The 22,741-nt window shown below is 65.1% G+C and carries 23 protein-coding genes and 1 tRNA gene; 16 read left to right on the forward strand and 8 right to left on the reverse strand.

Going from position 1 to position 22,741, the window contains the following annotated elements; genetic code table 11:
• The first annotated feature begins 115 nt into the window (after positions 1-115).
• The 10 genes from AB7M16_RS22880 (at position 116) to AB7M16_RS22925 (ending at position 9,267) form a co-directional block, all read left to right on the forward strand.
• Complete coding sequence (locus AB7M16_RS22880) at positions 116-745, forward strand: Maf-like protein (protein ID WP_172785139.1); 630 nt, start codon at positions 116-118, stop codon at positions 743-745.
• A 155-nt stretch (positions 746-900) separates the two neighbouring features.
• Positions 901-1,083 carry a DNA gyrase inhibitor YacG gene (gene yacG, locus AB7M16_RS22885; protein WP_453947247.1) on the forward strand — a complete coding sequence of 61 codons (183 nt, stop codon included), beginning with the start codon at positions 901-903 and terminating at the stop codon, positions 1,081-1,083.
• 186 nt (positions 1,084-1,269) lie between these two features.
• Positions 1,270-1,345, forward strand: a tRNA-Phe gene (locus AB7M16_RS22890).
• A gap of 248 nt (positions 1,346-1,593) precedes the next feature.
• Entirely contained in the window at positions 1,594-2,226 is a 633-nt protein-coding gene (locus AB7M16_RS22895) for a DUF1326 domain-containing protein (RefSeq protein WP_172785138.1), read from the forward strand.
• A 59-nt stretch (positions 2,227-2,285) separates the two neighbouring features.
• Complete coding sequence (locus AB7M16_RS22900; RefSeq protein ID WP_453945307.1) at positions 2,286-3,065, forward strand: DUF2182 domain-containing protein; 780 nt, start codon at positions 2,286-2,288, stop codon at positions 3,063-3,065.
• Between the two features lie 354 nt (positions 3,066-3,419).
• Complete coding sequence (locus AB7M16_RS22905) at positions 3,420-5,987, forward strand: bifunctional diguanylate cyclase/phosphodiesterase (protein ID WP_172785136.1); 2,568 nt, start codon at positions 3,420-3,422, stop codon at positions 5,985-5,987.
• A 169-nt stretch (positions 5,988-6,156) separates the two neighbouring features.
• A complete protein-coding gene (locus AB7M16_RS22910) occupies positions 6,157-6,405 on the forward strand; it encodes a hypothetical protein (protein ID WP_212254010.1) in 249 nt (82 codons plus the stop codon).
• Positions 6,406-6,596: 191 nt separating this feature from the next.
• Positions 6,597-7,259 carry an FABP family protein gene (locus tag AB7M16_RS22915; RefSeq protein WP_453945308.1) on the forward strand — a complete coding sequence of 221 codons (663 nt, stop codon included), beginning with the start codon at positions 6,597-6,599 and terminating at the stop codon, positions 7,257-7,259.
• Between the two features lie 19 nt (positions 7,260-7,278).
• Positions 7,279-7,986, forward strand: coding sequence for a RibD family protein (locus tag AB7M16_RS22920; protein WP_453945309.1), 708 nt, complete (start codon positions 7,279-7,281; stop codon positions 7,984-7,986).
• Between the two features lie 9 nt (positions 7,987-7,995).
• Positions 7,996-9,267, forward strand: a complete 1,272-nt coding sequence (locus AB7M16_RS22925) for a flavin monoamine oxidase family protein (protein ID WP_453945310.1) — start codon at positions 7,996-7,998, stop codon at positions 9,265-9,267.
• 44 nt (positions 9,268-9,311) lie between these two features.
• Here the strand turns inward: AB7M16_RS22925 and AB7M16_RS22930 are convergent, their stop codons facing one another.
• From AB7M16_RS22930 to AB7M16_RS22955, 6 genes are all read right to left on the reverse strand, one after another.
• Complete coding sequence (locus AB7M16_RS22930) at positions 9,312-9,605, reverse strand: hypothetical protein (RefSeq protein WP_172785131.1); 294 nt, start codon at positions 9,603-9,605, stop codon at positions 9,312-9,314.
• A 337-nt stretch (positions 9,606-9,942) separates the two neighbouring features.
• A complete protein-coding gene (locus AB7M16_RS22935) occupies positions 9,943-10,290 on the reverse strand; it encodes a DUF3088 domain-containing protein (RefSeq protein ID WP_271509537.1) in 348 nt (115 codons plus the stop codon).
• Positions 10,291-10,345: 55 nt separating this feature from the next.
• The gene (locus AB7M16_RS22940) at positions 10,346-10,924 is read right to left on the reverse strand and encodes a hypothetical protein (RefSeq protein ID WP_439365589.1); all 579 of its coding nucleotides are present in this window, start codon (positions 10,922-10,924) and stop codon (positions 10,346-10,348) included.
• A gap of 197 nt (positions 10,925-11,121) precedes the next feature.
• Positions 11,122-12,435 carry a tetratricopeptide repeat protein gene (locus AB7M16_RS22945; protein WP_453945311.1) on the reverse strand — a complete coding sequence of 438 codons (1,314 nt, stop codon included), beginning with the start codon at positions 12,433-12,435 and terminating at the stop codon, positions 11,122-11,124.
• Positions 12,436-12,450: 15 nt separating this feature from the next.
• Complete coding sequence (locus tag AB7M16_RS22950) at positions 12,451-13,473, reverse strand: aldo/keto reductase (protein WP_453945312.1); 1,023 nt, start codon at positions 13,471-13,473, stop codon at positions 12,451-12,453.
• A 180-nt stretch (positions 13,474-13,653) separates the two neighbouring features.
• Positions 13,654-14,079, reverse strand: coding sequence for a PaaI family thioesterase (locus tag AB7M16_RS22955; RefSeq protein WP_453945313.1), 426 nt, complete (start codon positions 14,077-14,079; stop codon positions 13,654-13,656).
• 67 nt (positions 14,080-14,146) lie between these two features.
• Here AB7M16_RS22955 and AB7M16_RS22960 point away from each other — a divergent pair, with 67 nt between their 5' ends.
• Positions 14,147-14,776: an NUDIX hydrolase gene (locus AB7M16_RS22960; protein WP_453947248.1), complete on the forward strand. Its 630-nt coding sequence runs from the start codon at positions 14,147-14,149 to the stop codon at positions 14,774-14,776.
• Positions 14,777-14,832: 56 nt separating this feature from the next.
• Complete coding sequence (locus AB7M16_RS22965) at positions 14,833-16,050, forward strand: hypothetical protein (RefSeq protein ID WP_212254018.1); 1,218 nt, start codon at positions 14,833-14,835, stop codon at positions 16,048-16,050.
• A gap of 223 nt (positions 16,051-16,273) precedes the next feature.
• On the opposite strand, the gene AB7M16_RS22970 is transcribed toward AB7M16_RS22965, so the two are convergent.
• Together AB7M16_RS22970 and AB7M16_RS22975 are read right to left on the reverse strand one after the other, a co-directional pair.
• On the reverse strand, positions 16,274-17,527 hold the full coding sequence (locus AB7M16_RS22970; RefSeq protein WP_453945314.1) for an IS110 family transposase: 1,254 nt from the start codon (positions 17,525-17,527) through the stop codon (positions 16,274-16,276).
• Between the two features lie 324 nt (positions 17,528-17,851).
• Complete coding sequence (locus AB7M16_RS22975) at positions 17,852-18,157, reverse strand: hypothetical protein (RefSeq protein ID WP_439402144.1); 306 nt, start codon at positions 18,155-18,157, stop codon at positions 17,852-17,854.
• A 196-nt stretch (positions 18,158-18,353) separates the two neighbouring features.
• On the opposite strand from AB7M16_RS22975, the gene AB7M16_RS22980 reads away from it, so the two are divergent.
• From AB7M16_RS22980 to AB7M16_RS22995, 4 genes are all read left to right on the forward strand, one after another.
• Positions 18,354-18,833 carry a hypothetical protein gene (locus AB7M16_RS22980; RefSeq protein WP_212254019.1) on the forward strand — a complete coding sequence of 160 codons (480 nt, stop codon included), beginning with the start codon at positions 18,354-18,356 and terminating at the stop codon, positions 18,831-18,833.
• Between the two features lie 312 nt (positions 18,834-19,145).
• A complete protein-coding gene (locus AB7M16_RS22985; RefSeq protein WP_453945315.1) occupies positions 19,146-20,093 on the forward strand; it encodes a TAXI family TRAP transporter solute-binding subunit in 948 nt (315 codons plus the stop codon).
• Between the two features lie 155 nt (positions 20,094-20,248).
• Positions 20,249-22,357: a TRAP transporter permease gene (locus tag AB7M16_RS22990; RefSeq protein WP_260381936.1), complete on the forward strand. Its 2,109-nt coding sequence runs from the start codon at positions 20,249-20,251 to the stop codon at positions 22,355-22,357.
• Complete coding sequence (locus tag AB7M16_RS22995) at positions 22,318-22,731, forward strand: DUF1850 domain-containing protein (RefSeq protein WP_453945316.1); 414 nt, start codon at positions 22,318-22,320, stop codon at positions 22,729-22,731. Before AB7M16_RS22990 ends, AB7M16_RS22995 begins: the two co-directional genes overlap by 40 nt.
• Positions 22,732-22,741 lie beyond the last annotated feature (10 nt).

A 22,741-nucleotide genomic window follows, 5' to 3' on the forward strand; every position in this document is an offset into this window, starting at 1 on the left:
CGCTTGTCGGAAACCTCGAATCAGCAAAGTCCGGGTTCCCGGGTTGTGAAATCAGCCCCCTTCCGATAGGTTCCGCGCGCAATTTCACCCCCTGCCTCATCCCCCAAATCACCTGATGCTCGGCCGCCCCAAATTCGTACTTGCCTCCGGTTCGCCGCGTCGGCTGTCGCTGCTCAACCAGGCCGGCATCGAGCCGGATGCGCTCCGCCCGGCCGACGTCGACGAGACGCCGAAGCGCGGCGAGCTGCCGCGCGCCTGCGCCAACCGGCTGGCCAGGGCCAAGGCCGACGCCGCGCTGAAGTCGGTGCAGCTCGACGACGAGCTGCGCGGCGCCTTCATCCTCGCCGCCGACACGGTGGTGGCGGTCGGCCGCCGCATCCTGCCCAAAGCCAATCTGGTCGACGAAGCCGCGCAGTGCCTCCGTCTCCTCTCGGGCCGCAACCATCGCGTCTACACCGCGATCTGCCTGGTCACGCCGCGCGAAGCGTTCCGCCAGCGCCTGGTCGAGACCCGCGTTCGCTTCAAGCGCCTCTCCGAGGACGACATCCAGGCCTATATCGGCTCGGGCGAATGGCGCGGCAAAGCCGGCGGCTACGCCGTGCAGGGCATCGCCGGATCCTTCGTGGTCAAGATGGTGGGGTCCTACACCAACGTGGTCGGCCTGCCGCTCTACGAAACCACCACGTTGCTCGGCGGCGAGGGTTTCCCGATCCGTTTCGGCTGGCTCAACTCCACCGCGGTGTGAGCCCCGGTGAGGCGCCGACAAAAACCTCGAAAACAACCCCATGCACAGTAGAATGGCTCGGCCGGTCCGCGCAGCGGCGTATGTGCGGCTGCGCCAGGAACCCGTTTCCCGACAGACTCTTGAACTCCGTCACCCCGCGTAAGCTGCCGACACCCATGGACAACCAGGTCACCAAGCCCACGGGCTCGCTCAGAACCTGCCCGATCTGCGGCAAGCCGCAGACGCAGGCCACCCGTCCGTTCTGCTCCTCGCGCTGCCGCGACGTCGATCTGAACCGCTGGCTGAAGGGCTCCTACGTCATCCCTGGCCGCGACGACGAGACGGACGACGTCGAATAATCAATCTATATCAATGCCTTAATGGCCTTCCTGAGGTGCCCCGCACCAGCCGCAGCAACCCCACCCGATCTTGTGCACAGAAGGGCCGCGCCCGGCGCAGCCACTTGGCGAAGCCGGGTGGACAGGCCGCTCTCGGCCCACTATAAACCGCCCGCTCGATGGGCTTTGGCCCCTCTCTTGGAGCACGCCCAGGTAGCTCAGTTGGTAGAGCATGCGACTGAAAATCGCAGTGTCGGTGGTTCGATTCCGCCCCTGGGCACCATGGCTCTGACGTCGGATCTCCCCGAGATGTGGCTGCCCCTGAGGCACTACCCTCGTTCGGTATACGTGGCCGGTGGCCGCTGATATGATCCTCGGACGGTAAACGGCAGCTCGCCACATACTTTTTCTGCGATGCCGGCCTTCTGATCGGATCTCGATCCCGCTCGCGCCTTTCGCCTTGCCTCGACAAGAACGCTGAACAAATTCGTCAACGGCTGCCGCGTCCCCGCTCACATCAGGAGATGTGCCATGGCTGCATCGGACTGGCGTCTCGAAGGCGAATGGATGAAGAACTGCAGCTGCGCGTTTGGCTGCCCCTGCGATTTCAACGCACGGCCGACCCAAGGCTATTGCAAGGGATTGGTCGCCATGCGGATCGCCAAGGGACATTTCGAAGGGACCAGGCTCGATGGTCTCTGCTTTGCGATCACGGTCGATTTCCCTGGGCCGCTGCATGAGGGCAACGGGACAATCCAGCCCATCATCGACGAACGCGCTACGGCGGAGCAGCGTCAGGCGTTGTTCGATATCTTTTCCGGCAAGCATTCGGCCGAAGGCACGCTTTTCCAGATCGTCAGCATGATCGTCACCAAGATCCACGATCCGGTGTTTGTGCCGTTCGAGTTCTCCTTCGACAAGGACGGACGCATCGCAAGACTCCTCGCCAGGGGCGTGCTCGAGACCGATGTCGAGCCGATCAAGAATCCGGTGACCGGTGATCCGCACCGCATCCAGGTGGTCATGCCCGAGGGGTTCGAACATCGGGCGGCCGAGGTCGCATCCGCCAACATCCGCTCGACCGGCGCGATCCCGTTCGAGACCCGCGGTACGCATAGCTCGCTCGCCAATGTCGTGCAGACGCCGGAGGGCGTTGCGGCATGATGCGGCGCTGACACCGACACAAACCTCGGTGTCAGCTCCTCATCGCTATGGACAAGTCGATGCAGGGGCGCTCGATACTGGAACATTTGCTCCACCGCGACCGGCTGATCGTCGCGATCGGGACCGCCGCAGTGGTGGCGCTCGCCTGGGCCTACCTCGCTGCGGGCGCCGGCATGGACACCGAGATGATGGCCGACATGCCGGACATGGCGCCGATGCCGTGGACGCCATTCTATGGCGTGCTGCTGTTCGTGATGTGGTGGGTGATGATGGTCGCGATGATGGCGCCGAGCGCGGTGCCCACCGTTCTCCTGTATGCGACCGTCAAGCGCAGGCAAGAGACTGCCTCCCGCGCCGCAACCGATAGCTGGACCTTCCTCGCCGGCTATCTCGTGACCTGGGCCGGGTTCAGTCTCGCTGCCGTCCTTGTGCAAGGAGCGTTCGAACGCTTCGGGTTGCTGTCGATGGCGATGGCGAGCACCAGCGCGATCCTGGGGGGCGGCGTTCTGATTGCAGCAGGGATCTATCAGTTCACGCCGCTCAAACAGGCCTGCCTGCGCTATTGCGAGAGCCCGCTGTTGTTTCTCAGCCGACATTGGCGGCCCGGCACGCGCGGCGCATTCCGGATGGGACTTCGCCACGGCAGCTATTGCGTCGGCTGCTGCTGGTTTCTGATGGTATTGCTGTTCGTCGGCGGCGTGATGAACCTCGCCTGGATCATCGGCATCGCGCTCTATGTCGCCGGCGAGAAACTGCTGCCGTTCGGCCAACGACTGAGTTATGCGGCAGGCGTGCTCCTCATCCTGTCCGGCACGATCGTCGTTGCGCGCGCGATGTGAAAAGCGGTCCAAAGACGGTTAAAATGCGCCGCTTTTGACGTGCCCATGTGCCTGATTGCTCAAAACCGGCCGACCTCCGTGATGATACGGATGATTTGAGCTGAAGAATTGAGCTACGTCCAAACAGAAACTTAAGGCTGTTTCAGCTACCTTTGCGCCATGAACGGCACCCGCGCGCCGCCTTCGGCCGCGGGTGTCCCTGTGCAGTCGAGGCGGAGACAAGGCGATGCCAATACTGCGAGCGAGCGCAGTTCTGCCCTGGCGGCCGGAGCGGGGGCGCGCGCCGTGATTCCCGCAGGAACAGTCCACAAAGCCGGAAGAACGATCCTGCGGAATGGTCCGCTGCAGATCGCATTGTTCTTTCTGCCCCTGGTCTGGATCGGCTATTTCGCAATCACCGCGTCTGAGCGGATGGATGCGATCCAGCAAGCGCGGTCGCACGGCAACAGCGTCGCCGAATTGTTCGAGGAGAACACCGAGCGCATCTTCGAGCGCGTGGATCAGTCGTTGCTGGTGGTACGGGCACTCTACGCCGAGGATCCGCTGACCTTCCGCCTGAAGTTCTGGTCCGAAAAGGCCCGCATCGCCACCGGCGACGTGGTCCAGCTCGCTCTGATCGGATCGGACGGATACATGATCGAGACGACGGCGGGCTATTCCGGTCCGCCGCTCTATCTCGGTGATCGCGAGCACTTCGTTCATACCATGTCGCAGGCCGACGATCGCCTTTACGTGGCGAAGCCGGTGCTGGGCCGCGCGTCCAAAAAATGGACGATACAGCTCGCGAGAAAGCTGTTCGACCTCGCCGGGAAGCCGGTCGGCGTGGTTGTCGGCTCGATCAGCGTCGACGTCGTGGGCAGGTTCTACGACACCGCAAAGCTCGGCGTCGGAGGAACGCTGATGCTCAGGAATGCGAACCACGTCGTGCTCGCTGCCCGGGGCGTGGACCAGGGCTCCGTGCTGGGACAAAGCGCGCCGAGCCGCGTCGAGAGCGAACTGGGCGACGGCTTCTATGCGCAATATTGGAACGAGAACCGGCCGAACCGCAGCGACCGGCTGATCACGGCGCGCAGGTCGCGCGCGTTTCCGCTCATCTTCACCGTCGGCGTTTCGGAGCAGGAGATTTATTCCCGCTCCGCCTTCAGGCAGAAGGTCTATCTCGGTGGCGCGCTGCTGCTTACGTTCATCATCCTCGCCGCGACGACCTTCCATTGGCGACGGCAGCAGGCGCTGGATCGCGCCCACCGCGAGCGGCGCGATTTCGCCAGCAAGTTCGAGGATGCGCTCAGGAACCTTCCCCAGGGCTTGAGCATGTTCGACGGCCGGGACCGCCTGATCGCGTTCAACGGGCAATGGCTCGAACTCTATGGCCTCGTGCCGGAAGACATTCGGATCGGCATGGACTTCCGGGAGGTGTTCGCGAAGCAGACCGCCGTGCTCGACGTCGAGACGTACCTCGTCGATTTGAAGAACCGGCTCGCTCAGTCGGAGCAGATCTCGAACACCGTCCAGTTTCCGGACGGGCGGGTCGTCTACATCTCCTACGGCCGGCGCGAGGGCGGCGGCTGGGTTGCCACGCATGAGGACATCACCGAGCGCAAGGCGTCGGCGGACCGCATCGAGCGGCTCGCGCATTACGACAGCCTGACCGGCCTTGCCAATCGCAACCTGTTCAAGGAGCGCCTCGACGAGGCGCTGGCCCGCTCGCGCCGGATCGAGCCCGCGTTCGCCGTACTCCTGCTCGATCTCGACAAGTTCAAGTCGGTCAATGATGCGCTCGGCCATCAATGCGGCGACGCGTTGCTGAAGCAGGTCGCCGACCGGATCAAGGCGCAGATCCGAGATGCCGATACGGCGGCGCGAATCGGCGGCGACGAGTTTGCCGTGATCGTGGCAGCGGGCCGGGCGGCGATGCGCGACGGCGCTGCAAGCCTGGCCGCGCGGCTGGTCCAGGCCATTGCCGAGCCCTATCACATCGACGGCCATCCCGTCGTGATCGGCTGTAGCATTGGCGTTGCGCTCGTGCCCGAGCACGGCACGCGGGTCGACGAGATCCTTCGCAATGCCGATCTTGCGCTCTACAGGTCGAAGAATGCCGGCCGAAGTTGCTTCCACGTCTATTCAGCGGAGCTCAAGGCGGAAGCGGATCAGCGCAACGTGCTCGAGATCGAGCTGCGTGAAGCGATCTGGCGCGAGGAGATAGAGCTCTATTATCAGCCTGTGATCGAGCTTGGCACCGGTCAGGTCAAATCGGTCGAGGCCCTGGCGCGCTGGCATCACGCCACCAGGGGCTACATCCCTCCGGCAGAGTTCATTGCGGTTGCGGAGGCGGGGGGATTGATCGTCGAGCTCGGCCAACAGGTGCTCGCCAGAGCCTGTCGCGATGCGATGAGCATGCCGGCCGACGTCAAGGTCGCCGTCAATCTCTCCGCCCTGCAATTTGCCAGCGCCAATCTCGTCGACACCGTGACGTTTGCGTTGACGCAGAGCGGGCTTCCGCAAACCCGGCTCGAGCTCGAGATCACCGAGAGCGTATTTCTCGCCGACACCGAGGAGAACCTCAGGACGCTCCAGCGCCTCAAGGCGCTCGGCGTCTCCATCGCCCTCGACGATTTCGGCGTCGGATACTCGTCCTTGTCCTATTTGACGGCCTTTCCTTTCGACAAGGTCAAGATCGACAAATCCTTCATCGACAGGATCGATCGCTGCGAGACCGTCGCCGTGCTGAAATCCATCGTGCAGCTCGCAAAGACGCTGAAGCTGTCGATCGTCGCCGAGGGGGTCGAGTCCTCCGAACAGGTCAGGCTGCTCCAATCACTCGGTATACCGCTCGGCCAGGGATTTCACTTCAGCAAGCCCGTGCCGGTTGCAAACCTCTCCTGGCAAGCCCCGACGGCGCGCCGGAAACGGCGTGTGGCGTGAGCTGAATTCCTCCGGCGTTTGTCATCATGGTCGGCCACTGCAGCCCCTTGGGCCCAAGAGAGCTGCTCAACTGTTGGTCCGGCGCCTCCGCCGTCCTGGCACTCCACTTGCTCAGTCATGACCCAACCCCAGGCCTCGGCGGAGAGGCCGTTTCAGGTTGAGGCAAGTGATGCAGGAAGTGTCCCGTTCTGGTGCTGCTGATGAACTCCGGCTCGACGCGTTGATCGCCGATTTATGGTGGCGCGTTCGGCTGATTAATACCGACATTCTCGAGGAGGAAGCGCGCGCCGGGGTGTTCGACCCGGTTCAGCCGACCTATCCTCTTCTCGCGCTCAACCTTCGCGCGCGGCGCGACAATCTGGTCGCGACGATCGGCGTGCTCGAGCTGCGCGCGAAATCGGTGTCCGAAGCGGCCTGACGACGGCTCGCGGGCGCGCCGGCAGCTCAACGACCTGGTCAACCTGCGCGCTGCAGCGCCCGAGGCGGGCGCGGGATGCAATACGCATCATCGCATGGCTCGAATGCCTCCGGCGCTTTGCCGGTAACAGTTGAATTCAGACCGCCGCCGGCCCGTGTTATTGCTGGTCTCTGCAACTCCGCGAGGCCTCCATGCTCCCCATTCCCGCCGATATCTTCACCGAACCCGAGGACGTCTCGCCCGACGGCCTGGCCAATCTCGGCCCGCTTCGGCGTCTTGCCGGCACCTGGCAGGCGGACAAGGGCATCGACATCAATCCGAAGGCGGAAGGGCCGGAGCGCCGGACCTTCATCGAGCGCATCCGCATGGACCCGATCGATCCGCAGGCCAATGGGCCGCAGCTGCTGTACGGGCTGCGCTATCACATCCACATCAACACGCCCGAGGAAGGCATCACCTTCCACGACCAGGTCGGCTACTGGCTGTGGGAGCCGGCGACCGGGCTGATCATGCAGACGCTGGCGATCCCGCGCGGGCAGGTGCTGCTGGCCTCGGGCAAGGCCGGGCCGGATGACAGGGCGATCTCGGTCACCGCCAAGCGCGGCGACACCGCCTACGGGATCTGCTCGACCGATTTTCTGGAGCAGGCCTTCCGCACCGACGCTTATCGCTGCGACATCACTTTCAACGACGACGGCAGCTGGACCTATCTGATCCAGACCGAGTTGTTCGTGCGCGGCGCGCCGTTCAATCACCACGACACCAACACGCTCCAGCTGGTGGCGCCGCCCAGGCTCAATCCGCTGGCGGCGATCGTGCATGGTCGTGCTGCAGGCGATGGACCCGCGGCCTGAGCGCTGCCCGGAGGATTGCATGAAGCCGTATGTCATCTGCCTGATGCACTCCAGCCTCGACGGCCGCACGCATCCGAGCCGCTGGCGTCCGAAAGGCGCGGGCACGGACTGGTTCGAGAAGATCCATGAAGAGCTCGGCGGTGATGCCTGGGTGATCGGCCGCGTCACCGGATCGGAATTCGCCAAGGGCAAGCCCTATCCCGCGACGGACGCGATATTCCCACGCGAGAGCTGGTTCGCCCGGCGCGATGCGAAGACCTACGGTGTCGTGCTCGATGCAGAGGGCAAGATCGGCTGGGGGCGCACGGAGATCGGCGGTGATCCGATCGTCGTCGTGCTGACCGAGAACGTCCCGGATTCGCATCTCGCCGGCCTCCGCGGCGAGGGCGTGTCCTACATCTTTGCCGGCAAATCTGAGATCGACCTCGCCCTGACGCTGGACATTCTCAGCCGCGAGCTCGGCGTGAAGCGTCTGCTGGTCGAGGGTGGTGGCGTCGCCAACGGCGCGTTCCTGCGCGCCGGCCTCATCGACGAATTCAATCTGATCCTCAGCCCCGCGATCGACGGCGCAAAAGGCGCCCCCTTCGTGTTCGATTCGAGGGAGGCGGACGGCGATCGGCGCGCGCCGCTCACCGCGATGACGCTGGAGAGCACGCGCGAGCTCGGCGGCGGCGTCCTGCTGCTGCGCTATCTGATCCAGAACGATCCGCAAGCCGCGAGCCGGTAAGGCGCGGCCATGTCCGATCCATCCGAGCACATCGTCATCGTCGGCGCCGGCGCGGCCGGCCTGATGGCGGCGCGCGAGCTGGCGCGTGCCGGCCGCAAGGTGACGATCCTGGAGGCGCGCCAGCGCTGCGGCGGCCGCATTCATCCGCTGCCGGCCGCGGAGTTCGGCTATGCTGCCGATGGCGGCGCCGAGTTCGTTCATGGCGAGGCGCCGGTCACGCGCGCATTGCTGCGCGAGGCCGGCCTGTCGCTTCAGGAGATCGAAGGCGAGCGGTGGAGCTTTGACGGGACGAAGCTCACGCGCGAGGCGCGCGACGATCCCCATGAGGCGGAGCTTCAGGCCGTGCTGGGCGACTTGAAGGACGACCTCACGGCCGCCGACTTCCTGCGCCTGCATTTTGCAGGCGATAACTACGCGCCGATGCGCCATTCGATCGAGCGGATGGTCGAAGGCTATGACGCAGCCGATCCCGAACGCGCCTCCACGCTGGCGCTACGCGCGGAATGGATGGACGGCGGACACGCTCCGCAGGCGCGCATCGCCGGCGGCTACGGTGCGATGATCGAATGGATGGCGGCCGACTGCCGCAGGCACGGCGTCACCATCCGCCTCGGCTCCGTCGTGTCGGCCATTGCGGAGGAGGGCGGCGCGGTGATCGTTCGCTGCGCCGGCGGCGATGTGCAGACCTGCGATCGCGCGATCATCACCGTGCCGCTGCCGCTGCTGCGCGACATCGCGCTGCCGGCCGGCGCGGTGGCCAAGCTTGCGGCTGCCGACGATATCGGCTTCGGCAACGTCATCAAGATCCTGCTGCGCTTCGCGCGGCCATGGTGGCGCGAGCGCATGGCAGACCTTGCCGACATGACCTTCCTGCTGTCGGATGAGGTGATCCCGGTGTGGTGGACGCGCTACCCGGACCAGCGTCCCGTGCTCACGGGCTGGTTCGGCGGACCGCGCACGGCGGAGCTGGAAAGCCTCGACGAGCAAGCCCTGATCGATGCCGGGCTCGCCTCGCTCGCCGCCGTCTTCGGCCTGCCGCGCGATCACATCGCGCGCGAGCTGGTGGCGTCTGCTGCGACCAATTGGGCGCATGATCGCTTCGCGCGCGGCGCCTATTCGTGGGCGACGCCGCGCACCCGCGAGGCACAGGCGATCCTCGCGCGTGCCGACGGCTTGGTGCTGTTTTCGGGTGAAGCGCTCTATCGCGGCCGCGACATGGGCACGGTCGAGGCGGCTCTGGCGAGTGGCCTGGAGACGGTGGCCGCGATCCTGCAGAGATAACAAAAGAGGCCCGCATCTCTGCGGGCCTCTCGTCTGTGTCCCTCTTACCAGCGACCGCCGCCGAAGCTGAACGTCACGCCGGGGCCTCCGCCGTAGTACCCATAGGGGCCACCGCCGTAATAGCTATGGCGCGGGTAGTAGCCGTAGCTTCTGTAATAGGGCCGATAATAGCCGTGATGGTGGTGACCGTGCCAGCGGTAGTGCCTGCGGTGCGCGCTGATGTCGGTGGATTGGCTTTCCTGCGCGGTTTGCTTGGCGCTTACGCTGCCGGCCGCGTTCGCCGATCCGCCGGCCAACGCCGCAGCACCGAGGGCGATCGCGGCAATGAGATATTTCATGTCATCACTCCAGTTGAATGTCGTGTGACAACACATGAGCATCCCGCGCGTTCCGGCCGGTGCGGGCGTCGAAACGACGCAGATATCAGTTCCGATGAACGCTCGTTAACGTTTGTGAACGATCGAAAGGCGCGCGTTCTATCGTCGCATGACGAGGCCTCGCCTGCCGACTGGTGCCCCGGGCGCAGCGCAGCGTCTCTTCGACGATGCGCTGCTGAGCCGGGGCCTATTTTCCTGGTGGCTCGCTGCATGGGTCTCGGCTCTGCGCAGCAGCGCAAGGAGCGCTGCAGCGCGTCCGGGACACGAGAGTGGGGCATGCAGATTTTCGCACACGCTATCACGGATGAGGATCGGGAAAGCCGTGCCGCTCGGAGAGCGCGGCGAGGATCGCGTCCTTGTCTGCGATGAAGGCGCGGCCATGATGGCTGCCGGTCTGGTGCGGCGAAGTCGCCCCAGTCGCGAGCACGAGCAGCGGCAGCGACTGATTCTCCTCGCCGACCAGCGCGATCACGGCTTGCCGCGGCCGTGGCCAGGGGATCCGCTCGACGTCGAGCTTTTCGGCCAGCTGTGGAAACGAGGCCAGCACACCCTCGATCAGCGCGCAGTGCCAGCAATAGAAGCGTTGGCCCGGAAAGGCCGGATCCTCGAAGCCGGGACGCAGCAGAAACAGGCGGTCACGTTTCATGGGTCGCTCCGTGACGTCATCGCCATCGTACGCGTTGAAGCCAGCGGACACGGAGCTATTTGAACGGATCCTGGATCGACGGCGACGATTGGCGGATGCGTCGTACGCTGACGGGGGTGCCGTCGGAGACGAACAGGAGCTCGTATTTGCGGCCCTGGCTGTCGGTCGCCGAGCAGGTGACGTCGTTCACCTTCCTGGCGGCGAAGTTGCCGGTCTGGCGGCAGATCCCGGTCGAGGTCTGTTCGGCCGGCACCGGCAGGCCATCGACCTTGGGGCGGTCCTTGGAGTTGAGCAGCACGCGGTCGATTGGGAGTTCATAGGAATTGTCGTCGGCGCGCTTGCCGTTCTCGCCGGAGAACGACACCACATGACTGTCATCGGAGGGATCGTCGACTGCGACCGCGAAATTGACCCGGCCCGTGTCGCCATGGGCATAGGCCACCGTCTTGCAGGGCAAGGTGCGGCCTGCGACCCTGAACGTCTTGCAGTGGCCCGACATCAGCGCCAGGAGATCGATGAAGGCGTTCGGCTGCGCCGGCGGATTGTTGACCGGAATGGGCTTGGAAGTCTCGGCAAAACAAGGACTTGCCGAGACAACGAGCAACGCGGCGAGGACCAATCGGCGAAGGTGCATCGTCGGGCTCACGGGGGCCATGGCGGCGGAACAATTCCGCACCATAACTATCGAATCGCAAATTGGTTGCGATCCCGTTTGTGCTGCAAGTCCCGACTGGAATACCACCGCGTCAACCCCGACGGCGATTCGTTCAAATCGCCCGATCCATCCCAGCGGGCACATGCCATCAGGCCGGTGTTTTTTTCGTGGCGGAGCTAGCCCACCGCCGCCTGCCAGCGCTGATCGCGGAAGGAGGGGCGGCGGTGGAGGCGGGCGTCCAGCACGGCGCGGGCGCGGGGCAGCTCGCCGCTGCGCATGAGCGCGACGATATAGGTGTCCTCGATCAGCTCGCGCTGGGCGTGGCTGCCGCCGATGCGCACGACCTCGCTGAGCACCGGCGCGAGCATCTGCACGCAGGTCCGGTAATCCTCATCGGCGAAAGCCGCGAGCGCTCGGAAGATCGCCGGCACCACCGGGCCGGCCGGCAGCTTGCCGTCAGCCAGCCGCTGCTCGATCACCGCAAGGCGGACGGCGAGCGCTTCGCGATTCTGCGTCGCGGCCGCGAACAGCGCCATGTGGACGTCGGCAAAGGACAGGCTCGATTTCGGAAACAGTTTTTGCGCGGCGGCGTCGGCTTCCAGCCACAGCGCCTTCGGCACCGCATGGCCGTACATCGACAGGCGCCACAGCAGCGAGGCACTGTCGGTGATGACGTTGAGCGGCGGCGCCTGCGTGGCAGTGGGCTGAAGCACGTCGGCGTAGATCGCGAGCGCCCGCGCCGCATCGCCATGCTCGAGCGCGCCGAGCGCCTGATGCCAACGGATATGGCCGTGGAGGAGTCCGGCGCGGCCGTAAGCCGGGATCCATTCCTCGACCAGGCGATCGGCTTCCTCGATCGATCCATCCTCGAACATCGCATGCAGCACCGCATGCGCGGCATGGGCATTCGCCCGACGCAGATTGAAGCCGCGCTCGGTGACGGTGCGCCCCCGCGCAACGTCGCCATTCTCCGTCATCGCCCAGCCGGACATCGTGAGGAACCACCAGTCCTCGCCGTAATGCTGCGCGACCCTCTCGCAGAGCTCGTGCCGGGCGCGGTCGTGATCGGCCATGCCGGAGAAGGCGAACAGGCCGAACGCGCCGAGCGGCAGCGACAGCACCACGGCGTCGCGGGGCCATGCGTCGATGTGCTTCAGCGTCGATGCGATCGCCTCCGGCAGCCGGCCCTCGATCGCGAGCGCCAGCGTCTCGACATGCGAGCGCTCGCGCTCGCTGCCGCGCTTCGCCACGAGCTCACGCGCGCGTGCCGCCTTCTGTCGCGCGAGATCGCCCTGCTGGTAGAAGGCATGCACGCGGCCGCGGGCGATATGGGCCAGCGCGAAATCAGGGTCGGCCGCGATCGCGCGCTCCAGCATCTCCGCCGTGCCGGTCCAGCCCGCGAGCATGAGGTCGACGCCGTCACGATAGGCGCTTGCTGCCTCGTGCGATGAGGTGGAGAGCGGCAAGCCGTAGCGGTCTTCATGCATCATCGAGGTCCCCCATTCTCACGCCGTCCGCGCGCGACGGCCTTCGATCGGATAGGCCGGGTCGTTATAGCCCGGCGTCGAGGGATGGCCTGATGTCACCAGGCGGTCGATCAGCGCCTCGTCCTCCGCGGTGAAACGATAATCGAGCGCGCTTATGTAGCCGTCCCATTGCTCCTCGGTGCGGGGACCGGCGATCACCGACGAGACGAAGGCGGAGTTGAGCACCCAGCCGACCGCGAACTGGCCGGCGGTGATGCCTTTCTTCTCGGCGTGAGCCTTGATCTCCTGCGCGAGCTGGAGCGATTCCGGCCGCCACTCGGTCTGCATCATGCGGGTGTCGTTGCGGCCGGCGCGCGTCTCCTTGTCCGGGGCAGCATCGGGCTTGTACTTGCCGGTGAGCACGCCGCGCGCCAGCGGGCTATAGGGCACGATGCCGAGGCCGTAATAGGAGCAGGCCGGAAAATGCTCGACCTCGGGCATGCGGTTCATCGCGTTGTAATAGGGCTGGCTCACCGCGGGCCGGTCGATGCCGAGCCGGTCGCAGATGTTGCAGATCTCGGCGACGCGCCAGGCGCGGTAGTTGGAGACGCCGAAATAACGCACCTTGCCTGATCGAATCAGGTCACCCATCGCGCGCACGGTCTCCTCCAGCGGCGTGGCATGGTCTTCCTTGTGCAGATAGTAGATGTCGATGTGATCGGTGCCGAGCCGCATCAAGCTCTCGTCCGCCGCCTGCAGCACCCAGCGCCGCGACAGCCCGCCGCGATTGGGATCATCGCCCAATTCGCTATTCATGGGGTTTGCGAGCTTTGTGGCAAGCACCCAGGCGCCACGATTGCGCGCGATGGCGCGGCCGACGACCTCCTCCGAGCCGCCTTTCGAATAGGCGTCCGCGGTATCGATGAAATTGATGCCGGCGTCGTGGGCCTTATCGATGATCCGCTTTGACGTGGCTTCGTCGGTCGGCCCGCCGAACATCATGGTGCCCAGGCAAATCGGCGACACTTTCAGGCCGCTGCGGCCGAGCTGACGGTATTGCATGAGCGGGTCCTCGATATGTTATGGGCGCAGCATAGCCGCCGGGTTGCGTCATTGCGAGCGCAGCGAAGCAATCCAGAGATGCCTCCGCGGAGAGGTGCTGGATTGCTTCGTCGCAAGAACTCCTCGCAATGACCGTGGGGGGTGCGGTGTGCAGCGTTGGCGGCCTTGCTGACCGAACAGCTACCCCGGCGCCTTCAAGATCTTGAACACGCCGTTCGCCATCACGATGCAGCGGTCGTCCACCGTCAACTCGGTGCTCATGAAGATCAGGCTGCGGGTCGAGCGCACCACGCGGGGGCGGGAGATCAGGATGTCGCCAATTTTGCCCGCTTCCACGAAATGCGTGTCGAGCTGCACCGTCGCCAAGTACTCCTTGCCGGAGACGTGGCGGGCCGTCATGCCGCAGGTGCGGTCGGCGAACGTCATCATCACGCCGCCCTGGACCATGCCGCGGCGGTTGTGGTGCTTGTCTTCGGTCGCGAGCGCGAACTCGTAATGGCCGTCGACCTTGCGCTCCCACAAGGGGCCGATCAGGTGCAGGAAGCCCGTGGTCTCCAGGATGCTCCAGCCCTCTGATTTCAGCCTTGCGGCGGCCTTGCTGGTCATGTCGTCGTCTATCCTTGCAACGCGATCTCTCCTCGTTTCATCAGATGCGGTCCTGGTGTAGTCAAGCATCATGAGAGCGTTCGACGATGCCACGAGACGGAATATCGCTCAGGCCTGCGCGGCCTTCGCGCGGCTGCCCGAGATAGCCGCGCCGTCGGCGCTGAAGCGCGCCGCGGTGGTGCTGGCGTTGACTGAATCGGACGACGGTGGCGACACCGCCTTCCTGCTCACCAGGCGCGCCTCGCACCTGCGCGCTCATCGCGGCCAATGGGCGCTGCCCGGCGGACGCTGCGATGCCGGCGAGACGCCGGTCGAGGCCGCGCTGCGCGAGCTCGACGAAGAGCTCGCACTCGAGCTTTCAGCCGATGCGGTGCTCGGCCTGCTCGACGACTATCCGACGCGCTCGGGCTATCTGATCACGCCGGTCGTGGTCTGGGCAGCCGACAGTGCTGCGATCCGCCCGAACCCGGACGAAGTCGCCTCCGTTCATCGCATCGCGCTCGACACGATCGAGCGCGACGATGCCTTCGATTTCACCGCGATCCCCGAGAGCCGCCGCCGCGTGATCCGCTTCCATCACCAGATGAGCCTGATCCACGCCCCGACCGCGGCGCTGATCTACCAGTTCCGCGAGGTGCTGGCGGGGCGGCACACCCGCGTCACCGACCTGGAACAGCCGGTATTTGCCTGGAGGTGACGATGGTAAACGGCGCGTTAACGTGACGGTTACCGGATGCCTGCTAAGAAGGCAGCATGCATCATTCGATTCGAAACAAATTGGCGCTGGTTCCGCTCGCGCTCGTCCTGATCTCGCCCGCAGCGCGCGGCGCCGAGGCCGACGCGCTGCCGCCCGCCGTTCGCAATGCCAACGCCCAGCTGCTGTCGCAGTTTTTCGCGCAAGGCGCGGGGGCCTCGCCCGCGGTGCTCGAATATCGCCGCAAGCTCGCGGAATACCAGGCCGCGCGCGCGGCCTTCGATGCCGAGGCCGGCGCCTATTGGAGTCAGATCTCCGAGAAGCGGAAGACGCGGAACGCCAAGCGGCGCAGCGGGCAGCAGATCACGCTCGATGATTACGTTCTGGAGCATCCGCCGCTCTATACCGGGCCGAAGAAGCCGGTGAACCCGGAGCCGGAGGAAACCCCGGACCGGCCGCCCAAGAAGCCCATCCCCGTGGTCGCCGATCTGCTGCGCGCGGCGCAGGAGCACTACCAGTTCACGCCGCAGCGCCCCTCCAGCGAGCTCGAGTTCAAGCGCGCCTATGCGCGCTATGCGCTGGCCTCCGGGTTGACGCGCGAGCAGGCGGTGCGGGTCTATTCGTTCGAGACCGGCGGCACCGGCAGTTACGACGTGCAGGCGGGCATCGAGCATGGCGGCAAGCGCGCGATCTCGACCGCGATGGGCTACAACCAGCTGCTCACCACCAACAGCGTGGAGCTGCTCGCCGAGCAGGGCCATGAATTCATTCGCGCGCTGTCCGAGAAGGTGGCGCGGAGCTCGGGGCCGGCCCGCCAGGCGCTCGAGCACAAGCTCGCCGTGCTCAAGAAGATGGTGGCGCATGCGAAGTCGGTGCCCGACACCTGGTCGGAGCACGAGAAGATCGGCAACACGACGCAGGGCTGGGCCATGCATGCCATGGTGCTGGACATCGACATCGGCCCGATGCTGCAGACCCACAAGCTGCTGACATCCGTGCTGTTCGCCCGCGCCAAGGGCTTCACCCGCCCGCTGTCGGCGGCCGAGCTCGAGATGATGAACCTCACCGGCGACGGCACCGGCCTCGACATGGTGACGATGCCGCAGGCGATGCGCGAGCAGGTGCCGACCTCGAATTTCTTCCAGCGTGGCGGCTACGAGCGCAACCCGGTCGCGATCCGCCACAACACGGTGGCGAAGCTGCTGGCCGTGACGGACGAGCGCATGGACTTCAACAGCAGCAAAGCCGGCGCAAGGGAGCTGGCAGGGGCGTTTTAGGGCTCGGTGTCATCCCGGCGAAGCTGCGTAGGACCTCCTACCCTTGGTCAAGGGGAACGTCCTTATAGGGCAATATGGTAGCGCCGTGCTCGATGCAGTCCAGGACGCTGCGCGCCGGCTTTGCCGGTGCCTTCGGCATCCTGGACAGCATCTGCGGGCGGCGCTCTGGCGCTCGGCAGGTCGGGACGAAGGAATGGTCGCCCGGCCGAACAAAGGAATGGGCTCACCCGTTCGCGGAGTTCTTTGTGCCGTTATGGTCCGCATCGTATGGGGTCTGTCGCTTGAGCGTCGTGCACAGGGCAAAAAGCAAGCGATCTCCCACGCTGCGCAGAGCCCGCGCGTGACCGTGTCCTTTTCTGCGCAAGGCATCATACCGTCGCCTGCTGGCAGCGTCGTGTTGGATGGCGACACGCGACCAGTGATGGACGGCGCTCTGTAGCCGCCTGTTGCAGGCGAGGCGGCGGATCACGAAGCGTTGTTTGCCGCTTTGCCGCGTCACCGGCGCAGCCCCTGCCAAGGCGCGCAGAGCATGGTAATCTCGTCTGCGCAGGGGCTCTGCGGCCTCGGCGAGCAGTGTGGCGAGATTGATCCTGCCGATTCCTGGCCAGGAGCGTAGGATCGTCACGTCGCACTGCTCCGAGCTCTGCCCCGACGGCTTCTCCTCTCCTTCGAACTCGGCACATAGCCGGTCCAGGTTCTGATGAGCCTCTTTGATCTGCCGATTGACCAGGTGCAGACGTGCCGCCAGGCTGCGGATGTGAGCGCAGGCTGCCTCCGTCGTGCCGGGGGCTACGAACAGCGGTGCCTCGCGCAAAGTCCCGAGCACCGTCGCCGCATTGAGACGGCGGATACGATAGTCCCTGAGAACACCTGCGATGGCCTTCTCGCTGGCCTTGACCGCACTGGCGGGGGTCGGCACCTTCTGCCAAAGCGCCAGGAACCATTCGTCGGCGACATCGTCGGTCAACCTGGTGGCCTGGGGATAATATCGCCACAACTGCTGACGCAAGCGGTTGGCAAGCCGCGTGCGTTCCTGCTGCAGTTCGTCCGCCAGGCGCGACCACTCCCGTAGCTCAATCATCGCCGCATCGTCTGCCACAAGCCGACGGAAAGCAGCACGGTCAGTGCGCAGCGAGGCGCCGAGCACATGAGCATCGCGGCGGTCGTCCTTGGCACCGGCCACCGTGAAGCGATCGCGGAAGCGATCCAGTTGCTTGGGATTGATGGCAAACACCGCAAACCCGTGCTCGAGCAGCATCTCCACCACCGGGCCGTGCGGCATCTCGATCGCCACGGCGATCTGTCCCGGTGCGGCCTTGGTCTTCTCCAGCAGCCAGTCACGCAACTCCGTCAGCCCGGCGCCGCCATGGTCGAACTCGTGCTGCGCAACCTGTCTTCCCGCGGCATCCAGCAGGCAAACGCTATGGCTCCGCGTTGCCCAGTCGATCCCGACGAACCAGCGTACATCTTCGATCATTGTTGAGACCTCCTTGCTCGCAAGGCGGGCCACCACGATCCTGATCAGTCCCTGTACCGGCGCTCTTGGCGCGACCTCCTACCGGATCTCGATCGCGGTCGCTCCGCCGGGGCGCGGTTCCTACGTCGGTGCTCGAGGCACAGGTGGACAAGGCTGCTCCCGGCGGATCGGCCCGGACGGCCAGTCTACATCCGAAGGCCGCCACGAACCCCACAAGGGTACAGGGTGGACAAAGCGAAGCGTGCCCACGGCCTTCGACCAGAGTGTGCTGAGAGATGGTGGGCACGGCGCAAGTGCGCCTTTGCCCACCCTACGGCACTGAGTCTACTGATCCGGCCCGAACTTGAACTTGCCGTCACCCTCCAGATACGGGCCGCTGCGCATGTAGAGCTGGCCGTTGTGGCCGAGGAAGAACAGCGTGCCCCTGGGCACCTTCTTGGCGCCCTTCAAGAGCTCGCCGGCATTGCTGGTGCCCATCTTATAGGAATAGGTCTTGCCGTCCTTGTCATAGGCGTAGCCGGTGTCGGGCTTGAGCTCCCAGGGCGTCGCTGCGGTTTGCGCCAATGCGGGCCCAGCCAGTGCGCCGAGCGCGGCTGCGATTGCAAATGTCTTGATTGAAAATGCCGTCATCCCATCCTCCCAAGGTCGGGACATTCCAGGCTTGAACAAATCACGAACGATGCGTCCCGGTCAATTTGCGAAAGCGCCGCAGCGCATCACGTCTTGCCCAGCAGCAGTTTGTGATTTTCCCTTCGTCCCCTCGCGACTATGTTCCGCTTTCCGTCTAGAACGCAACTCGACAAAAATATTGGTGGGGGTGATTCGAATGAACCTTGTCGTTAAAGCCTGCTCGGCTGCCGCGGTGCTGCTTACCGCGCTGGCGCCGGCCGCCCAAGCCGATGACTACCAGCTCAGCCACAACCAGCGGATTTCGTGCAGCCGCGGCCTTGCCCCGGGCAAGCTGAACACGGCGACCTGCAAGTCCTACACCTATCTCTTCAACACCAAGACGTCGGAATATTTCCGCTGCCAGGTCTCCCTGGCGCTGACCCGCGACAACAAGGAAGTCATCAACGTCCAGACCGACGGCGGCTGCACCAAGAAGCCGCGCATTTTCGAGACCGACGGCAAGTATGATTTCGACGCCACCGAGACCGAGCCGCCGAACACCAATTCGTTCTTCGGCCCCGGCGGCTATTCGGTCTGGGCGGCCGACGTCGGCGCGCAGAAGGTGCGCGGCTGCATCATCATCTCCTCCGGTCTCGGCTCCGACATCTCCAAATGCCTGGACATGACGTTCCAGTAGCATTGCTGCTGAGGGGGTGCTCGACCATCGCCTCGTAGAAGGTGCGCTCCCTCCCCGCTTGCGGGGGAGGGCTGGGGAGAGGGTGTCTCCGCAATGGGACCCTCCCCTAGAGGAGATAGCCCTCACCCGGGCCTTCGGCGCGACCTCTCCCGCAAGCGGGAGAGCTGAAGTGCGCCACCTCACCGCACCGTCGGGTTCCAAAAAAATCAGCGGGAACGGCCCTTTGCCGCAGTCCTGTTTTGCCTTTTGGATGGGTTGACCCGCATCCCTCATCCGGCCAATTTCGCCGCCGGTTTGGGGAGAACAACAACCATGAAACGGACCATTTTCGGCGCGGCCGCGGCTCTTGCTCTGGCGGCGTCGGCACCTTGCGCGCAGGCGCAATCCTTCGTCAACGTGCTGACCGGCGGCACCTCGGGCGTCTATTACCCGCTCGGGGTCGCGATCGGAAAGATCTACGGCGACAAGATTCCCAACGTGAAGACGCAGGTGCAAGCCACCAAGGCGTCGGTCGAGAACCTGATCCTGTTGCAGCAGGGCCGCGGCGAGCTGGCGTTCACGCTGGGCGATTCGCTGAAGGCCGCCTGGGACGGCGAGGAGGAAGCGGGCTTCAAGACCAAGCTCGACAAGCTGCGCACGATCGGCGCGATCTATCCGAACTACATCCAGATCGTCGCGACCGCTGAATCCGGCATCAAGACGCTGGCCGACCTCAAGAGCAAGAGCCTGTCGGTCGGCGCGCCGAAGTCGGGCACCGAGCTGAACTCGCGCGCGATCCTGGCCGCTGCCGGCATGAGCTACAAGGATCTCGGCAAGGTCGAATATCTGCCCTTTGCCGAATCGGTCGATCTCATGAAGAATCGGCAGCTCAACGCCACGCTGCAATCGGCCGGGCTCGGCGTCGCCTCGCTGAAAGACCTCTCGACCTCGAGCCCGATCACCGTGGTGTCGGTGCCGAAGGAGACGGTCGACAAGATCGGCCCGCCCTTCGTCTCCGCGATCATTCCGGCCAACACCTATACCGGCCAGGACAAGGACGTGCCGACCGCGGCCGTGATCAATTATCTCGTCACGAGTTCCGCGGTGTCGGACGATCTCGCCTATCAAATGACAAAACTGATCTACGAGTCCCTGCCGGAATTGCAGAATGCGCATGCGGCCGGCAAGGAGATCAAGCTCGAGACGGCAGCCACCGGCAGCCCGGTTCCGCTGCACCCTGGCGCGATCCGCTATTACAAGGAAAAGGGGCTGATCAAGTAGGATCGGCTCTCTCCGTATCGTCATGCCCGGGCTGTCCCGGGCATCCACGTTCTTAGAGGCAGCGTAACCGTGGATGGCCGGGACAAGCCCGGCCATGACGTGTGCGGGGACGGGCCTTTGCTATAACGACCTCCATCAGGGCGCGGGGAATATCGATGTCGCAGGCAGAGGCCACCGAGGGCCCTATCAAGGTCGAGTTCGACAATTTCGAGCACGGTTTTCCGGAAGGGTTCGGCCCGGGCTGGTGGGGCCAGCTCGCCTACTGGATCGGCATCGCGTTCGCGACCTTCCAGCTCTATGTCGCCGCGTTCAACTATCTGCCGAGCCAGGTGGTACGCGGCGTCCATGTCGGCTTCCTGCTCCTGCTCACCTTCGGCCTGATCGCCAACTTCACTGCGAAGAGCGATTTCGGCCGTGCGCTCGGCTGGGTGATCGGCGGCGCCGGCTTCTTCTGCGGTCTCTACCAATGGATCTTCTATGCCGACCTGATCGCGCGCGACGGCGATCCGACCAGGCTCGATCTCGCCGTCGGCACGCTGCTCGCGGTGCTGATCTTCGAGGGCACGCGGCGACTGATGGGTGCGGCGCTGCCGCTGATGTGCGGCGCGTGTCTCCTCTATTGGTTTTTCGGGCAGTACCTGCCGTCGCCGCTGAACCATCGCGGCTATGATTTCGACCAGATCGTCACGCATCTGTCGTTCGGCACCGAAGGCTTCTACGGCGTGCCGGTCTACGTCTCGGCGACCTACATCTTCCTGTTCATCCTGTTCGGCTCGTTCCTGGAGCGCGCCGGCATGATCCAGCTGTTCACCGATGTCTCGCTCGGCCTGTTCGGCCGCACCCGCGGCGGACCTGCCAAGGTCGCGGTGTTCGCCTCGGGCATGATGGGCACCATCTCCGGCTCGGGCGTCGCCAACGTCGTCACCGTCGGCCAGTTCACGATCCCCTTGATGATCAAGTTCGGCTACCGCCGCGCCTTCGCCGCCGGCGTCGAGGCTACGGCCTCGATGGGCGGTCAGATCATGCCGCCGGTGATGGGCGCGGTTGCCTTCATCATGGCCGAGACGCTCGGCGTACAATATTCGGAGATCGTCAAAGCGGCCGCTATCCCTGCGATCCTCTATTTCGCCTCCGCGTTCTGGATGGTGCATCTGGAAGCCGGCAAGCACGGCCTCGTCGGCATGAAGCGTTCGGAGATCCCGAGCGCCTGGAAGGCGCTGGTGACGCGCTGGTACCTCGTGCTGCCGCTCGCGGCGCTGGTCTACATGCTGTTCGAGGGTTTTACGCCGCTCTACGCCGGCAGCATGGGCCTTGCGCTGACGGTGACGCTGATCCTCGGCACCGCCATCACGACGGGCGCCTCCTCGAACGTGATCCGCACCATCTTCTGGGTCGGGCTCGCGCTCGTCGTCGCGGCACTGTCGCGCGACGGCCTCCAGATCGTGCCGGTCGCGACCGTCGTGGTAGGGCTGATCGTGATCACGGCCTTCGTGCGCGGCGGCTTTGCGGCGTTGCGCGCCTGCCGCGATGCGCTCGCCGAGAGCGCGAAATCCGCCATCACCGTCGGCATGGCCTGCGCCATCGTCGGCGTCATCATCGGCATGATGTCGCAGACCGGCGTCGGCACCATCTTCGGCGGCTGGGTGATCGGTCTCGGCGAGAAGAGCCTGTTCCTGGCGCTGGTCATGACCATGCTGCTGTCGATCCTGCTCGGTACCGGCATCCCGACCATCCCGACCTACATCATCACCGCGGCGCTTGCAGCGCCTGCGCTGGCCAAGCTCGGCGTGCCCTTGATCGCGAGCCACATGTTCGCATTCTACTACGGCATCATGGCCGACCTCTCGCCGCCGGTGGCGCTCGCCGCGCTTGCGGCCGCGCCGATCGCCAAGGAGAACCCGGACAAGATCGGCTGGGAGGCGATGCGCATCGCGCTCGCCGGCTACGTCATTCCCTTCATCTTCGTCTATTCGCCGGCCTTGATGCTGCAGGCCGGCGATCCCATGGCGGCCAAGCTCGGCTTCTACGGCGCGGTGGCGCTGGCGAGCTTGAAGGCGCTGGTGGCGATCGGCCTGTTCGGCATGGTCGCGATCGGCTTCCTGTTCAAGCGGCTGACGCTGATCGAGCGCGTGGTCGCGCTCGGCGGCGCACTCTGTCTGCTCGGCGAATTCCCGTTCAGCGACACCGCCGGCTTCGTGCTCGCCGCCGCGCTCGTGCTGTGGCAATGGCGGCAGCGTCCGCCGGCAACGGTCGAGGCGGTGTGAGTCTCTGTCTTGCGACAGTTGGCGGCGTGAAGGCGCTCGCCCTGTCCGCGTTCACGCTTGTCTGGACGCATTCGATCGCCAAGGTCGAATGGCAGGAAGACTGGCGCCTCACGCCCGCCGGCCTCGAGCTGGTGCAGGCCCGCGTCAAGGGCACCGGCCCCGGCATGGAGCCGCCGCCCGAGGCGCGGCTGGTCGGTGGCTGGTTTCAATGGCGGCCGCAGCGTGCGCCGATGCCGGAGGTGGTGCTCGGCAATTCCGGCGCGGCCGGGGAATGGCGACTGTGCCATGGCGGGACGTGCCGGACGTTGTCGGAGATTGTCGGGCATCCCGTTGGTGCTAACGTCACAAGCATGAGCGTCTGCAAAGAACCGTAGCCCGGATTGC

It is taken from the genome of Bradyrhizobium sp. USDA 372 (assembly GCF_053629095.1).

Bases quoted from the DNA above. Each gene is read 5' to 3' on its own strand.
- AB7M16_RS22880 (WP_172785139.1), top strand. From the start codon at position 116: ATGCTCGGCCGCCCCAAATTCGTACTTGCCTCCGGTTCGCCGCGTCGG.
- yacG (WP_453947247.1), top strand. From the start codon at position 901: ATGGACAACCAGGTCACCAAGCCCACGGGCTCGCTCAGAACCTGCCCG.
- AB7M16_RS22895 (WP_172785138.1), top strand. From the start codon at position 1,594: ATGGCTGCATCGGACTGGCGTCTCGAAGGCGAATGGATGAAGAACTGC.
- AB7M16_RS22900 (WP_453945307.1), top strand. From the start codon at position 2,286: ATGCAGGGGCGCTCGATACTGGAACATTTGCTCCACCGCGACCGGCTG.
- AB7M16_RS22910 (WP_212254010.1), top strand. From the start codon at position 6,157: ATGCAGGAAGTGTCCCGTTCTGGTGCTGCTGATGAACTCCGGCTCGAC.
- AB7M16_RS22915 (WP_453945308.1), top strand. From the start codon at position 6,597: ATGCTCCCCATTCCCGCCGATATCTTCACCGAACCCGAGGACGTCTCG.
- AB7M16_RS22920 (WP_453945309.1), top strand. From the start codon at position 7,279: ATGAAGCCGTATGTCATCTGCCTGATGCACTCCAGCCTCGACGGCCGC.
- AB7M16_RS22925 (WP_453945310.1), top strand. From the start codon at position 7,996: ATGTCCGATCCATCCGAGCACATCGTCATCGTCGGCGCCGGCGCGGCC.
- AB7M16_RS22930 (WP_172785131.1), bottom strand. From the start codon at position 9,605: ATGAAATATCTCATTGCCGCGATCGCCCTCGGTGCTGCGGCGTTGGCC.
- AB7M16_RS22935 (WP_271509537.1), bottom strand. From the start codon at position 10,290: ATGAAACGTGACCGCCTGTTTCTGCTGCGTCCCGGCTTCGAGGATCCG.
- AB7M16_RS22940 (WP_439365589.1), bottom strand. From the start codon at position 10,924: ATGCACCTTCGCCGATTGGTCCTCGCCGCGTTGCTCGTTGTCTCGGCA.
- AB7M16_RS22945 (WP_453945311.1), bottom strand. From the start codon at position 12,435: ATGATGCATGAAGACCGCTACGGCTTGCCGCTCTCCACCTCATCGCAC.
- AB7M16_RS22950 (WP_453945312.1), bottom strand. From the start codon at position 13,473: ATGCAATACCGTCAGCTCGGCCGCAGCGGCCTGAAAGTGTCGCCGATT.
- AB7M16_RS22955 (WP_453945313.1), bottom strand. From the start codon at position 14,079: ATGACCAGCAAGGCCGCCGCAAGGCTGAAATCAGAGGGCTGGAGCATC.
- AB7M16_RS22965 (WP_212254018.1), top strand. From the start codon at position 14,833: ATGCATCATTCGATTCGAAACAAATTGGCGCTGGTTCCGCTCGCGCTC.
- AB7M16_RS22970 (WP_453945314.1), bottom strand. From the start codon at position 17,527: ATGATCGAAGATGTACGCTGGTTCGTCGGGATCGACTGGGCAACGCGG.
- AB7M16_RS22975 (WP_439402144.1), bottom strand. From the start codon at position 18,157: ATGACGGCATTTTCAATCAAGACATTTGCAATCGCAGCCGCGCTCGGC.
- AB7M16_RS22980 (WP_212254019.1), top strand. From the start codon at position 18,354: ATGAACCTTGTCGTTAAAGCCTGCTCGGCTGCCGCGGTGCTGCTTACC.
- AB7M16_RS22985 (WP_453945315.1), top strand. From the start codon at position 19,146: ATGAAACGGACCATTTTCGGCGCGGCCGCGGCTCTTGCTCTGGCGGCG.
- AB7M16_RS22990 (WP_260381936.1), top strand. From the start codon at position 20,249: ATGTCGCAGGCAGAGGCCACCGAGGGCCCTATCAAGGTCGAGTTCGAC.
- AB7M16_RS22995 (WP_453945316.1), top strand. From the start codon at position 22,318: ATGGCGGCAGCGTCCGCCGGCAACGGTCGAGGCGGTGTGAGTCTCTGT.